Origin of the sequence: Thiospirochaeta perfilievii, from assembly GCF_008329945.1 — a bacterium.
GTDB classification, from domain to species: Bacteria; Spirochaetota; Spirochaetia; order DSM-2461; family DSM-2461; genus Thiospirochaeta; species Thiospirochaeta perfilievii.
Genome location: NZ_CP035807.1, coordinates 503,167 through 517,441 on the forward strand (window position 1 = coordinate 503,167; position 14,275 = coordinate 517,441).

The following is a 14,275-nucleotide window of genomic DNA, read 5'->3' on the forward strand; positions in this document are numbered from 1 at the left end:
AAATAATATATTTTTATTCTGGCCAGGAATATTTATATTTTAATAATAATTAAAAAAAATTAAATATTTCATTTTGAACTCTAATAAGTACTACACAAACGAGCATGAATATAACAAACTTTACTAAAGCTTTACAAAAGTTTGTTATATTTGACTCATTCTTAATAAAGTATCCATACTTAAATACGATGTAAATATTGAAAAGAGGTATTAGCAATATTAAAAAAAACTTTAACCATTCAGCATCTGAAATTATTTTTTTATATAATATTTTAGTAAAAAAACTACTCTTTTGATCATTAAGATCAACATTGAGAAGTAAACCACAATTTTCACAAATAGGTTTATTATAATCTGTCATTTGTGAACAAAATTTACACTTAATCATATTATTTTCCATAAAATCCTTCAAATTTTTTAAAATGTTATAATTATTAAAATAATAATTTTATACTAACTTTAATATGCTAAAGCTTAGGTATATAAAACTAAACTTATTAAGCTTTTATTAATTACATTGAATGATTTGACAAAAACAAACAATCGCTCTTAGGGATGAATGCTTAAAGTACTTTACAGTAGGGTTAGAAGTATTTCTTCATCATTAAGAGTGATATATTTAAACATGATTAAAGTAAGTTTTTTATGAAATAAATAACATAATCGTTGTTTTCTTTACAGTAATTAACTCATTAAAATAACAACATCTAAAATACAAATTTTAATATCTCCATTGAGTTTAGAAAAGTTATTAGAATCCTATAATTAATTAAAACAATGTTGAATTAAGGACATAAGAAGAAGGGATTATTCGGTTGTAAAATATCCTTTACAAAGATCAATTAATTGATATCTATTTTCGGCACCAATCTTATTAAGAATATTTTTTATATGAGATTTAATTGTATGCTCAGACTTAACTAATCTAGTTGCTAAATCTTGATTAGTTTCCTTGTATTTACATAAAGATTCTAAAACTAATAATTCGGTTTGACTTAAACCTGATTCTACTGGATCAACAAATTCATTAATTTCCTTAATTTTATGCTTTAACTTAAATATTTCTTCTTTCAATAATTGTTCTTTTTTTAAATAAACTTGAATCTCTTCATACTTTATTATGATAAATGAAGCTCCAAATACAATAAGGAACAAGATAGGAGGTAAAATATTAAATAATATCTCTTTTTTGAATAATACGGTGATGACAACTATGCTAATAAAAGTCAAAACAGATAATATTACTTTTATTAGCATATTTTTTTTAAAAAAACCATATTTTTGAGATAGTAAAACAATGATGATAACTTGTCCTATTCCATATCCAGAACTCTGATCAAGGAAAAAACTAACTATTGTTGTACTTATTAATGAAAAGACCTGAATATATTTACCTATTTTGAATCGGCTTGATATAACCATGATTAATGAAATAAATAGTAGCGTAAAATAATAGTAATGATTTTTTAATGTACCTTTATCATTATATATTACTATAATATCAGTTAAAAAAATTATAAATACAATTATACCAATATATAATCCAAATCTTTTTGATAAATTTTTATCCATAATTCCTCAATTAGTTAACCAACACGATAGCCCCAATATGCGAATGGTGCATCAGTAATAGTAAAGTATTTATCCATTTCTTTAAAGTTAATTTTAGATATATCATTTTGTAGTTCTTTTACAATTTTACCATAATTCCATACTCCAGCAGATATAGGATTATATTTGTTTTTTATTTTATCTTCTTTTATATCTCTAAGATAGTCATGAACCATATTTAGTGCTAATAGCTTCATACCTTTCTCTATAACTAATCTATCACCTCCAACGAAAGTATTAATTGATTTTAACCGTGATAATACATCTTCATTATCGTAATCATTATGATAAAAAATATCTTTACTACCTCTAGATGCTATTATATATGTGGCAAGATGTCTTAAAGAAGTTCTTTCAGCATCTTCACAATTTGCTAAAATAGGTAAAATTCCAATTAGTTTAGCAATTTTTGATTTGCTTAACTTATCTTTTCTTCATCATTTAATCTAAAAGAATCTGCTATCTGAGAAACCTGATTATTCTAATTAAATTCATTTTGTAATATTTGTCTATTTTTATTCATAATTTTTCTCCTAACAAAGTATTATTATTACATACATTGAATATAGTAAACAACTTTTTATGATCAAATATAAATTATTGTAAAAATACATTTTAATTTATAATTTTCATCCCTAAGAGAGATATAATAAACTTGACTTTTTCTTGACATTTGATTTCAAACAGCAGTTTAAATACACCAAATACTTCTCTAAATTATTATTTAACCAAAATCACATATGGAGAAATTATAATTTGTTATATATAAAAGAGTTATATCATTGTTTGCAGGATTAGAAAAACAATGTACAATTAGTTATGAAATATGAACTAGAAACAATACCAGTTTGGGACGCCTTTAAAAAAGAGTGTGAATGCCCTATATGTATACTAAAAGATAAAGCCCAAGAGACATATCTTAAATTTTTCCTAGGAAACTCAGTAATGGTTCCTGAAATGAGGGTTAACGTTAATAAAACAGGGTTTTGCCCTGATCATTTTAGCCTTCTATTACAGAAGAGAAGTCCTCACTATCTTGGATTAATGACCCATACACACTTTAAAGAGTATAGAGAGAAACTTAATAAAAAATTTAGTCAAATTAATAAGTTAGCAGTTAACGCTTCCTCTAAGATAAAGACACCTTTAAAGGACAAAAAACTTATTGAATCATTAAAAGATTTAGAATCATTTGTAAATGAAAGTGATAAAAAGTGCCTAATATGCGATAAAATTGACTACACAATGAAGAGATATATATTTACTACAGTCTATTTATGGAAAAAAAATAGTGAGTTTAGGAACTATTTTAAGGAATCCAAAGGGTTCTGCTTAGAGCATCAAAACCTAATATCCAATATGGCTGCAGAGTACTTAAATGGAGTAGAGTTAGGGGAGTTTATTAAAGAGTTATTAGAAGTTCAAGATAGAAACCTAAAGAGACTTGAAGAAGAGATTCTATATTTTACACAAAAATTTAGCCAAGAGAATGATGATAAACCATGGAATGGAACAAAGGATGCCCATTATCGACTGATTCAAAAGATCACAGGAAAAACAACGGAACACTAAATAGAAGGTCGCTATAGACCTTTTATTGTTTTACCAATAATTCTTATACCCTCTTTTACTACTCTCTCTTCCCCAGAGTAGTTTATCCTTATGCACTGATCAGAGTGATCCCAATACTCCTTCAAACCAAAAAAGAAGTAGTTTCCAGGAATAATAAGCACGTTTTTTTCTTTTAAAATAGTGTATAACTCTTTACTAGTTATTGGTAGACTTGGAAACCAAACCCATAAAAATAGAGCCCCTTCACTTACATGTACTTTATAATCAATACCTTGAAAATATTTATCCATTAGTTCTAGGGTTAAGTTTGACCTTTTTTGATAAAATGGTTTTACTAAGTTTTTACTAATATTAATTAATCTATCATCATCTAACATAGGATATGTTATCCCTTGACCTAGACTCCCAGAGGCTAAACTAGTTATGGCATTAACCCTTGATAGAGCTAAAATAATCTCCCTATTTGCAACAACAATCCCTGTTCTTGTAGAAGGTAGACCTATTTTAGATAGGGACATTGATAAAACAATATTTTCATCCCACTTTAGGGTAATATCTTTAAATAGGATTTGAGGGAATGGTGCCCCGTATGCGTTATCAATAATTAGAGGGATCCCCCTCTTTTTACTAAAAAGGTGGAGAAAATCAATCTCATCATCTGTTAAGACATTTCCTGTAGGATTAGTTGGCCTTGATACACAAAGAGCCCCTAGATTTTCTTTGATCTTATTTAGATTATCTCTATCAATTCTATACTTATATCTGTTAAAGCCTAAATCCTCTATAATCGGCTTTAAGGAGAGAAAAACATCATCCTCTAAGTGTAGGTCTGCATATCCTATATACTCAGGGACTAGGGGAAATAATACTTTTCTCTTTATACCATCCTCCCCTGTTCCGCCTAAAATATTTAAAAGATTAAACATGGCACACTGGCTACCATTTGTAATAACTACATTTTCCCTTGTAATCCCAAAATTAAAATGTCTATTAAAAAAACTAACTATTGAATTAATAAAGTTCTCATTACCCTGGGGAGTATCGTAGTTTCCTAGGACTGAATCAATCTCATTAGAGCTGTTTACCATCTCATTTAATCTATCTCTCCACAGGGTAGCAACTTCTGGGATATAACCAGGGTTACCACCACCTAACATAAGTTTATCCCCACTAGCCATAGCCTGGCCAAGATCATCCATTAGTTCACCAATTCCAGATTTTCCAGCAAATCGTTTAGTAAAGAGAGTTCTATTTTTGGGCATTTTAGTTTAGTCCTTTTTTAGAAGTAGTATTCCACAAATTATTACAGGTAGTACCATAAAAATATTTTTAATAAGGATGTAGTAGATCCCTGATATAAAAAAAACAATTCCAATTATTTTAATAAATATGGGCCTATTGAGTTTAAGTGTATCTTTTATTAGATATATAAAGAGTATAAATAACAGGCCAACAAACACTAAAGGTAGTGTAGATAGTTGGCCATTATTATTAGCAAGAAGTGAAAAAATAGAGCCTAGAAAGAATATAAAATTTATAATCCATACTGTTGTTATTAAGTATCTTAGGCTCTTTTTATTCATATTATCCCTCAAGGCCTTTTAAGTGAGTAGTCATCTTCTCTATTGCAGAAGTAAACTCATCTAACTTACCCTTCTCTTTTGCTATTATCTCAGGTTTAGCCCTTGAAACAAAGTTCTCATTTGATAACTTTTTCTCGGTCTGTTCCTTTAATTTAATATTTTTCTCAATACCCTTTTTAAGCTTTTTAATCTCTTCATCTACATCAATTACATCTTTAATATAGACAAGAGCTTCAAATCCGTTACCTAGAGCAGCGATACCACCTTCTGTAGTATCTAGATTTACATTAAACATTTTAAAGTCGTCTGATCCAGTTAAAGAAGCCATTAATGCTGTCTCATTAGTAAAGAAACCACTACCAGTAAAGCCGTCATCACACTTAACCCTAACCTTTATTTTTTTACCAGGAGGTAGATTAAACTCACTCCTTAGGGTTCTTACTGATTGAACTAACTCTTTTAACGAATCAAAGTTCTCCTCGATTAAACTATCTTTTCTACTATCCTTAACAACAGGGTAGTCTGCAATAATTAAAGCCCCCTGGGTATTTGGAAGTTTCTGGTATATCTCCTCAGTTATAAATGATAGAAACGGATGAAGTAATCTTAGGGACTCTTCTAAGACAGATACTAACATAGTAACAGCCTTATCCTTAATCTTATCATCATTAGAGTATAGTTCTAACTTTGTACTCTCTATATACCAGTCACAAAAATCATTCCAGAAAAAGTCATAACATAGGTGGGTCATATCGTCAAAACGATACATCTCAAAAGCCTTTTTAACCCCGATGATTGTCTCATTTAATCTGTGTAAAATCCATTTATCAGCACCGGTATACTCATTTTCAGAGATATCAACTAGCTCCCGACCCTCTAGGTTCATTAAAATATATCTAGATGCGTTCCATATTTTATTGGCAAATTTACTACCTATTTTACATGTATCATCTCCAAATGGAATATCTAATCCCTGGGTAGAGAGGTAAGCAAGGGTAAATTTAAGAGCATCTGCTCCAAACTCATCAATTACATCTAATGGGTCAATTCCATTACCTAGAGACTTGCTCATTTTTCTACCCTGCTTATCCCTAATAAGAGGAGTCATATATATGTCCCTAAAGGGAGCTTTACCAGTAAACTCTTTACCTGCCATAACCATTCTAGCAACCCAGAAGAAAATTATGTCATAACCAGTTACTAAAGTTGATGTTGGGTAGTACTTTTTAAGATCCTCTGTCTCCTCTGGCCAGCCAAGGGTTGAAAATGGCCACAACCAGGATGAGAACCATGTATCTAAAACGTCATTATCCTGTTCTATATTAGTTGAACCACAGGAAGTACACTTTTCTGGAGAATCCTTAGAAACAATCATCTCTCTACAATCTTGACAATAATAAACAGGAATTCTATGTCCCCACCATAACTGTCTAGAGATACACCAATCCCTAATACCATTCATCCAGTGAGCATATGTATTATCCCACTTTTTAGGAAAAAACTTAATCTCTTCGTCCTTCCAAGCCTGAATAGCCTGGTCTGCTAATGGCTGCATTCTAACAAACCACTGTTCAGACATATAGGGTTCAACCACAGTTTTACATCTATAACAGTGTCCTACTTGGTGGGGCTTGTCCTCATCGGATATAAAAAGACCAGCTAAAGTTAAATCCTCTATTACAAGGGCTCTTGCATCACTACAACTTAGTCCACGGTATTTTTCTGGAACGATATTATTTAATGTACCATTATCATTTAGAATATTAATCTTCTCTAAACCGTGTCTCTCTCCAATCTCCCAGTCATTAGGATCATGGGCAGGAGTTATTTTTAATGCACCAGTACCAAACTCAATATCAACATAACTATCACCAATTATTTTAAATGTTCTATTAGTTAAAGGTAGTTCTAACTCCTTTCCAATAAAACTTGAGTATCTTGGATCCTCAGGGTTTACTGCTACAGCACTATCACCAAATAGAGTTTCAGGTCTTGTTGTTGCAATTGTTAAATAGTTATCCTCACCAACAACCTTATACTTAATATTATAAAGTTTCCCAGGTTTCTCTTCATGATCTACTTCATCATCAGCTAGTGCTGTACCACAGGATGGACACCAGTTAACTAAATACTCACCTCTATAAATTAGGTCTTTTTCATATAGTTTAACAAAAACATCTTTTACAGCTTCTGTTAGACCATCATCCATAGTAAATCGTTCTCTAGTCCAGTCACAGGATGCACCTAATTTTCTTAACTGGGAAGTAATAATCTTATGATGATCATCCTTAACTTCCCAAACTTTATCTAGAAATTTCTCTCTACCAAGGTCGTGTCTACCTAGACCCTCTTTTTTAAGTTTTCTCTCAACAACATTTTGGGTAGCTATACCTGCATGGTCAGTTCCCGGCACCCAAAGAGTTGGCCTGCCTAACATTCTATTATATCTAATTAATATATCTTGAAGTGTATTATTTAAACCGTGTCCCATGTGTAAAACACCTGTAACATTTGGAGGAGGAATGACGACGGTAAAAGGCTCTTTATCACTGTTTTCATTGGGTTTAAAATAACCATTCTCTTCCCAGAACCTGTACAACCTATCTTCAAAGTCTTTAGGATTATATACTTTATCCATCTCTATAGCCTTCATACTATCTCCTTTGGTGTTATGGGCTAGTTGGTTTATAAAACCGACCTGCCTAATTTTCTATTAGTAGGGACATAATAACAAATGAAAGCTTTATGGTCTATATTCGGTTTTTCTTTATTCTATCCATTTTCCGGTAATAGGCACATTGAGACCTGATCTCAGAGACATCTGATGAGTGTAATTTCCCATCTTTTTCTGATATCTTATGATTTTTATACAACTCAACTAGGGATTCATCAACTTTATCCCGAGGAATTCCTACAATATTTATTAGCTCTTTAATACCAAAATTAAATTTTGCAGACTCTTTTGTATTAAGTGGTACATTCATTTTTTCTAACTCAACAGATAACCAATCATACAATCGGCCTACATAGTCAGATATATTTGCATTTTCAATAAGTTTTGTAGTTCCCCAAATTCTATCTGCCAATAATATTGTTAGTTTAGTTACAATTTGTGGTTGTTCAGAAACCATTTTTTTAAAGTTACTTCGACTAATTACCATTAGATCTGCATTCTCATAACTAATAGCCGATGCAGACCTAGGTTTATCTTCTAGAAGAGCCATCTCTCCAAACATATCTCCAGCTTTTAATATTGCTAAAATAATCTCTTTATTTTCAACAATCTTAGTAATTTTTACCTGTCCCTTCTGGAGAATATAGAGTTCAGTACCCTTTTGCCCCTCTCCAAAGATCATACAATCCTTTGGATAGTGACGAACAAAGGATGTATCTCCCTGTAAAGCTATCTGAGATTTAGCATAGGGTTTTAATCTCTCCATCCGTAATTTTGCTTTTTTGATATTTTCACTATTTGATGATTCTGAAATGTATTTATTATATAAAAAATAGGCTTCATTATATCTATTACTTTTAATATAGACTTCAGCTGATGAGTATAGGGTCTCTGGGCCAATTTCCTGTTTGCTTATACCACTTTTTCTAACTAACTCTTTATTTAGTACTCTAACTCTTTTTGAAAATCCATTAATAATATTCATAGCTACTGCTGTATTATTTTGGATCAGAAATTGGAATTGATCCTTTTTGACTGTAATAATCTTTGTATCTTCAATTGCTTGGGCTGTATCTATATGGGGGTGATGACTCATAGTAGAAACAACACCAAAGAAGTCTCCAGGTTTTAAAACAATACTCTTAGACTCACCTTTGATGTCGATCTCTCGGGTTACACGTACAGAGCCTGAACGAATAATATAAAAACAATCAGCTTTGTTCTCTCCAATTGTTGTGATATATGCGCCCTTTCTACAGGACATTATTCCTAACTGTGCATTACTCATATAACCCTCTATATTTATATTATATACTAAAGTTTCGGATAAAGTGGAAATGATTCACAAAGAGTTTGAACCTTTTCTTTTACACTACTAATTACGACCTTATCTCCACCAGACTTAAGAACTTCAACAATATAACTTGCTATATGTTTCATATCAGCCTCTTTCATACCTCTTGTAGTAACTGCTGGAGTTCCAATTCTAATTCCAGATGTTATAAATGGGCTTCTAGTTTCAAAAGGAATTGTATTTTTATTTACAGTTATTCCTGCCTCATCTAATAACTTCTCTGCATCTTTCCCAGTAACACCTAGAGGTGTAAGATCTACAAGGGATAAGTGGTTATCTGTACCACCAGAAACAATACGTGCTCCAAGGTCTGTTAAAGATTGACTTAAAACAATTGAGTTTTTAACAACCTGTTCTTGATAATCTTTAAAGTCTTGGGTTAATGCTTCCTGAAATGCAACAGCTTTAGCTGCAATAACATGCATTAATGGTCCACCCTGACATCCAGGAAAAATAGAACCATCGACTAACTCAGAGAACATTTTTACCCTACCAGATTTAGGAGCAACAATACCAAGATCATTCTCCCTATCTTTACCCATTAAAATCATCCCACCCCTAGGGCCTCGTAGAGTTTTATGGGTTGTTGTTGTTGTAAAATCTGAATATGGAACAGGACTTGGATGAACACCTCCTGCAACTAAACCTGCAATATGGGCCATATCTGTCATTAAATACGCACCTACTTCATCTGCTATTTCTCTAAATTTCTTAAAATCAATAATCCTTGAATATGCTGATGCACCAGCTACAATTAGTTTAGGTTTAACCTCTTTTGCTTGGGCCATTAGAGCCTCATAATCGATCTGCTCACTATCTTTTGAAACACCATAACTAACAAAATTATAAAGTTGTCCTGAAAAGTTTACTGGAGAACCGTGGGTTAGGTGCCCTCCATGGGATAGATCCATTCCTAAAACTGTATCTCCTGGTTTTAATACTGTTAAATAAACACCCATATTTGCCTGACTACCAGAGTGAGGCTGAACGTTAACATAGTCACAATTAAAAAGTTTTTTTGCCCTATCTCTTGCTAAGTTTTCGGCAACATCAACTCTTTCACATCCACCATAATATCTTTTTGAAGGATAACCCTCTGCATACTTATTTGTTAATACGGATCCAGCCGCTTCTAATACCGCTCTAGAAACAATATTCTCCGAGGCAATTAGTTCAAGATTACCCCTCTGTCTAGTAAGCTCACTACTTATTGCTTCGAATAATTCTGGGTCAGTTACCTTTAAATTTTCCATATTTACTCCTGTAATCTATTTAATTTCAATATTATGCCATAAGGTATCATAACTTTCTATATTACCATGAAAATTACTGGTGCTATTCTGTAAAGCATAAAAACCGTTCTGTAAATTATCACTCTGATAGTCAATAAAAGTTAACCCCTTACTAAACCCTATAATATTGTTTTCAAGGGTTCCTATAGGGTAGTCTCTTTGAACCTTTTTCTGAACTAAATCTACAGGAACCCACCCTCCACTAGGTAGGTAAAACTCAAGCCACCTATAGTTAGAGACATTCTCATCAATTTTTATCCCATATACAACTCTACTAGGAATTCCTATACTTCTTAACATTGACGTAGTTATATTAATTAACCCTAGGTTAGATGCAGATCTATTTTTAAATGCAATAGAAGCATTATCAGAGGACTCATCCTCTATTTTAATATACTTTAAAATCCAGTCAATAATTATTTCAGCCTGACTTACCCTATTTTTACTATTTCTAACTAACCAGACTCCTGTACCTGAAATATCTTTATCACTTTTATCTACATTAGGAATATAGGAAAAACCATCAATATAGGCAGGAGACTCTTTATCGTATACACGGCCAATATACTCTCTACGTATTTTTGTCTCTATAGAGCTTACATTTAATGTGGTGTTTAATGTTATAGAATAATTCTCTCCAGTTTCGTAAAAATTTAACTGATAGTTATATACTTTGTACTTAGATATAAAACTTCCTAGAGCCGAATCAAAAACAATATCATCCTGTCTATAATCCGAGAATACAGTAGGTAAAAAAAGCTCTACACTTCCTTCACCTAGGGTAATAACATTATAGATATCAACAATCTGTTTTAATTGATACTCCTTCTTGTTATCTTTTATATAGATAACAGGTGGGATATCGTTCCTATGTAGAGCGAACTCATTACTTATACCATTACTGTTCTCAACAGTTATAACCATATTATCGATTCCATAGGGAATGAAAAAAGTAATTAAATAATCATGCCACTGGGTAATTAAACTCTTATCTATATCTATTACATTACCATCAAGATCGTGAATCTTTAAAAGGGAGAACATCTCCCTTGTGCCAAATGAGTTTCCATATACATCTATTTTTAAGTCTGTATTATTTGAGTAGACAGCATCTCTAATAAAGGGTTTATTTATAGAGTAGCTATCATCTCTAATCTCAGGAACATCTTTTAAACTAGTTATTAAATATGGTGAACTCTGGCCAAACATATTGTCTACAACTATCATACCAGACTTAAAATCATCTGATAACTCTATGATAATTTGATCATTACTCCATGATTTAATAAACTCTTTAAAAATCATTTTATCATTTATATATACCCGGCCTCTAGAGACTTCTCCTCCAAAGTATTTACCTTTTAAAACAATTATATCACCTGGTGAGGCGACACTTTTGGATAGGTTAAGTAACTGAGGACTCCTACCAACACTATTAAAATTAAAAATTAAAACTAAAGATAAAACTGTTACAAGTCCAATAAGAATAACAACTAATTTTTTATTTATTTTCAATATCTACCCCAAGGATTTTTTTTATTTCAAGCTCCATAATTACATTTGGAATATTTTCAAGATTACCAATTGGGTAAAAGATAATTTTTTCATTAAATCCTGCGACTAACTCTTTATGACTAGCTTTAATTATTTCACCTGTGTCTAAACTTTTTATAATTGATGATGTTTTAAGTAAAACCAACTCACTATTAATTTCCACTGGTGTAACAGTAGCTAGAAGCTCTCCATCAAACCCTTTTAAATTAATACTTATAGCCCGTTCACTAATTGTATATTTTGTTAAATCAAGACTCCATAACTCTTCTGATTCTCCAGAGATGACTTTAACAACAACATCAATTTGTAAAAGCCCCTCCATTCCATTGGTTTCTGCAAATAAAAATACAGGAAATACAAGGAATAACCAAAAAAATTTATTCATAACTCCCCTTTGAAAAGTTAATATTTGATATAAGATTTGCCTCCCCTGCTGCAGCAAAGGATATCGCCCCAGGAAGTTCAATAGTTGTTTCATTTTCTAGTATTTGAGATTTCATTAATTGCTCTAAACTGTAGTAGTTAACATCATTAGATAAAACATTTTTTTGACCCAATATAACTGTTTTTAAATAGAGAGCTGTACATATTGTGGTTATGAAAAAAAGTCCTAAAAAAAGTGAATATTGATATAGACTAGGTCTCTTTTTTTCTCTCTAAGGGCACCTTCTATACGGTTTTTTATTAGAATCTTACTATTTGAAAAATCAGGCAGTGTGTCCATGTTCAATCTCCTTTAACTTCTCTTTAAAAATATTTTTTGCCCGATGTATGAGTATTTTCACATTTGAAACTGATGAGTTTATTATTTTACTTATCTCAATATAACTCAACTGCTCATACTCTTTTAAAATCAGTGGTAGTCTATATTTATAAGGTATCAATAGAAGTGCTTTTTGTATATCAGAAATTTGCTCTTTTTTAACTAAATCTGATAAACCAGATTCGTTATCATAGGATAGAGACTCATTTTTATACTGATTGAACACTCTATACTCAATTTTTCTTCTTTTTTCATAGTTTATTGATAAATTTTTTACAATTTTAATGAGATAGAAAACAGATTTCTCATTTTTATTTGAGTGTTTATTCCCAAATTTTTCAAAATATTTTATAAAAGTATCCTGACACAAATCTTCAGCAGCTTCTAGATCTCCTGTAAACCTATAAGCTATACGCATTATTAATTCAAAATTTGCATCATAAACTTCGCTAAAATCTGTCATTAAACCCTTTCAAGAACAGAGCCATTCCCTGAATCTTTAACAACCCAACCCTCTTCTAACAACTCATCTCTTATCTTATCAGATAAGGCATAGTCCTTATTTAATCTGGCTTCATTTCGATTTTCAAGAAGCTTAAGCAGTCTCTTATCTGTACAAATCTCTTTTTCTAGGGTTAAAAGATCCAATGATAGTATTTTATCCATCTGATTAATAACTGCAAGCTTATCACAAGCTGGAACACTTTTATCTTTTAATAGATCCCAAAGGTCGGCTAAACATCTAGGGGTATTAAGGTCCTCATTAATATGTGTAACAAAGTTATCTAGATACTTTTTACCACTATCACCTATGGATTCGATCAACCCTATGTCATCTTTCTCTAATAATAGTGAGATTTTATTCCTTATACTCTTTAATGCGGATTTTGCTCCATCAAGGGATTCCCATGAAAATGTTAACTGGGTTCTATAGTGGGCACCTAATAGGAAATACCTATAATCTAAGGGTTTATACCCCTTATCAACTAGGGTTTGAAGTGTTAAAAATCCATCCTTACTCTTAGACATCTTACCAGTTTTATTTACTAAAAACTCCCCATGTAACCATCTATTAACCCATTTTTTACCTGTATAAGCTTCAGTTTGTGCAATCTCGTTTGTATGGTGAATATTTACATGATCTACACCACCACAATGGATATCAAATGTGTCTCCTAGGTATTTAAGACTCATAGCTGAACACTCTAGGTGCCAACCAGGGTACCCTTTACCCCAGGGAGAGTTCCACTGCATAGCTTGGTTCTCAAACTTACTATTTGTAAACCATAAGACAAAGTCCTGGGGATTTTTTTTAGCACTATCCAGGGCTGTACTAGCTCCATAATTAAGATCCTGTTTTTCTAAACCAGCCATTGAACCGTAAGCAGGAAATTTTGATGTATCAAAATAGACATTTCCATTACTTACATATGTAAATCCCTTATCCTCTAGACCCTTTACAAGTTTAATCATATCACCTATATGCTTAGTAGCCCTACATACAATATCTGGTCTACTAATATTTAAGGATTTTGTATCCTCGAAAAAAGCTTTCTCAAAAAACTTGGCAATATCATAAACATCCATTCCCTTATCCCTTGAAGCTTTTATCATCTTATCTTCCCCATCATCACCATCATCTGTTAAATGACCAACATCTGTTATATTCATACAGTGTTTAACATGAAAATTATTATAATTTAGGGTTTTTATTAATATATCCTCAAAGAAATATGTTCTTAAGTTACCTATATGAGCAAAATTATACACTGTTGGACCACAGCAGTATAAAGAGACACTATTTTCCTTTATTGATTGAAACTCTGTTACTTCTCTTCCTAGTGTGTTGTAAAGTTTTAACATATTGATAAC

At 31.6% G+C, this 14,275-nt stretch carries 14 protein-coding genes; 1 reads left to right on the forward strand and 13 read right to left on the reverse strand.

The features are described from left to right. Positions 1–49: 49 nt before the first annotated feature. The 3 genes from EW093_RS02270 to EW093_RS02280 form a co-directional block, all read right to left on the reverse strand. A complete protein-coding gene (locus EW093_RS02270) occupies positions 50–388 on the reverse strand; it encodes a hypothetical protein (RefSeq protein ID WP_149566828.1) in 339 nt (112 codons plus the stop codon). 419 nt (positions 389–807) lie between these two features. Then, positions 808–1,572 (reverse strand): helix-turn-helix domain-containing protein, encoded by a 765-nt coding sequence (locus tag EW093_RS02275; RefSeq protein ID WP_149566829.1) that lies wholly within the window; start codon positions 1,570–1,572, stop codon positions 808–810. Between the two features lie 14 nt (positions 1,573–1,586). After that, positions 1,587–1,808 carry a hypothetical protein gene (locus EW093_RS02280; RefSeq protein WP_149566830.1) on the reverse strand — a complete coding sequence of 74 codons (222 nt, stop codon included), beginning with the start codon at positions 1,806–1,808 and terminating at the stop codon, positions 1,587–1,589. A 622-nt stretch (positions 1,809–2,430) separates the two neighbouring features. Here EW093_RS02280 and EW093_RS02285 point away from each other — a divergent pair. Then, positions 2,431–3,183 (forward strand): DUF6062 family protein, encoded by a 753-nt coding sequence (locus EW093_RS02285; protein WP_149566831.1) that lies wholly within the window; start codon positions 2,431–2,433, stop codon positions 3,181–3,183. 11 nt (positions 3,184–3,194) lie between these two features. On the opposite strand, the gene EW093_RS02290 is transcribed toward EW093_RS02285, so the two are convergent. From EW093_RS02290 to cysS, 10 genes are all read right to left on the reverse strand, one after another. Beyond that, entirely contained in the window at positions 3,195–4,445 is a 1,251-nt protein-coding gene (locus EW093_RS02290) for a valine--pyruvate transaminase (RefSeq protein ID WP_149566832.1), read from the reverse strand. A 6-nt stretch (positions 4,446–4,451) separates the two neighbouring features. After that, the gene (locus EW093_RS02295) at positions 4,452–4,766 is read right to left on the reverse strand and encodes a hypothetical protein (RefSeq protein ID WP_149566833.1); all 315 of its coding nucleotides are present in this window, start codon (positions 4,764–4,766) and stop codon (positions 4,452–4,454) included. Position 4,767: 1 nt separating this feature from the next. Continuing rightward, a complete protein-coding gene (locus EW093_RS02300) occupies positions 4,768–7,419 on the reverse strand; it encodes a valine--tRNA ligase (protein ID WP_149566834.1) in 2,652 nt (883 codons plus the stop codon). Positions 7,420–7,516: 97 nt separating this feature from the next. After that, a complete protein-coding gene (locus EW093_RS02305; RefSeq protein WP_149566835.1) occupies positions 7,517–8,728 on the reverse strand; it encodes a cyclic nucleotide-binding domain-containing protein in 1,212 nt (403 codons plus the stop codon). Between the two features lie 26 nt (positions 8,729–8,754). Further along, complete coding sequence (gene glyA / locus EW093_RS02310; protein ID WP_149566836.1) at positions 8,755–10,047, reverse strand: serine hydroxymethyltransferase; 1,293 nt, start codon at positions 10,045–10,047, stop codon at positions 8,755–8,757. A gap of 15 nt (positions 10,048–10,062) precedes the next feature. After that, positions 10,063–11,601, reverse strand: a complete 1,539-nt coding sequence (locus EW093_RS02315; RefSeq protein WP_149566837.1) for a transglutaminase domain-containing protein — start codon at positions 11,599–11,601, stop codon at positions 10,063–10,065. After that, a complete protein-coding gene (locus EW093_RS02320; protein ID WP_149566838.1) occupies positions 11,588–12,025 on the reverse strand; it encodes a hypothetical protein in 438 nt (145 codons plus the stop codon). Before EW093_RS02320 ends, EW093_RS02315 begins: the two co-directional genes overlap by 14 nt. Further along, positions 12,018–12,197: a hypothetical protein gene (locus EW093_RS02325; protein ID WP_149566839.1), complete on the reverse strand. Its 180-nt coding sequence runs from the start codon at positions 12,195–12,197 to the stop codon at positions 12,018–12,020. Before EW093_RS02325 ends, EW093_RS02320 begins: the two co-directional genes overlap by 8 nt. Positions 12,198–12,347: 150 nt before the next feature. Next, entirely contained in the window at positions 12,348–12,866 is a 519-nt protein-coding gene (locus EW093_RS02330) for an RNA polymerase sigma factor (protein ID WP_149566840.1), read from the reverse strand. Continuing rightward, positions 12,866–14,266, reverse strand: a complete 1,401-nt coding sequence (gene cysS / locus EW093_RS02335) for a cysteine--tRNA ligase (RefSeq protein ID WP_149566841.1) — start codon at positions 14,264–14,266, stop codon at positions 12,866–12,868. The genes EW093_RS02330 and cysS overlap by 1 nt, the downstream gene beginning before the upstream one ends. Between the last annotated feature and the right edge of the window lie 9 nt (positions 14,267–14,275).

Excerpts from the sequence above, each read along its gene's own strand:
- EW093_RS02285 (WP_149566831.1), top strand. The coding sequence starts at position 2,431 with ATGAAATATGAACTAGAAACAATACCAGTTTGGGACGCCTTTAAAAAA.
- cysS (WP_149566841.1), bottom strand. The coding sequence starts at position 14,266 with ATGTTAAAACTTTACAACACACTAGGAAGAGAAGTAACAGAGTTTCAA.
- EW093_RS02295 (WP_149566833.1), bottom strand. The coding sequence starts at position 4,766 with ATGAATAAAAAGAGCCTAAGATACTTAATAACAACAGTATGGATTATA.
- EW093_RS02270 (WP_149566828.1), bottom strand. The coding sequence starts at position 388 with ATGATTAAGTGTAAATTTTGTTCACAAATGACAGATTATAATAAACCT.
- EW093_RS02280 (WP_149566830.1), bottom strand. The coding sequence starts at position 1,808 with ATGAAGCTATTAGCACTAAATATGGTTCATGACTATCTTAGAGATATA.
- EW093_RS02300 (WP_149566834.1), bottom strand. The coding sequence starts at position 7,419 with ATGAAGGCTATAGAGATGGATAAAGTATATAATCCTAAAGACTTTGAA.
- EW093_RS02305 (WP_149566835.1), bottom strand. The coding sequence starts at position 8,728 with ATGAGTAATGCACAGTTAGGAATAATGTCCTGTAGAAAGGGCGCATAT.
- EW093_RS02330 (WP_149566840.1), bottom strand. The coding sequence starts at position 12,866 with ATGACAGATTTTAGCGAAGTTTATGATGCAAATTTTGAATTAATAATG.
- EW093_RS02320 (WP_149566838.1), bottom strand. The coding sequence starts at position 12,025 with ATGAATAAATTTTTTTGGTTATTCCTTGTATTTCCTGTATTTTTATTT.
- EW093_RS02275 (WP_149566829.1), bottom strand. The coding sequence starts at position 1,572 with ATGGATAAAAATTTATCAAAAAGATTTGGATTATATATTGGTATAATT.
- glyA (WP_149566836.1), bottom strand. The coding sequence starts at position 10,047 with ATGGAAAATTTAAAGGTAACTGACCCAGAATTATTCGAAGCAATAAGT.
- EW093_RS02290 (WP_149566832.1), bottom strand. The coding sequence starts at position 4,445 with ATGCCCAAAAATAGAACTCTCTTTACTAAACGATTTGCTGGAAAATCT.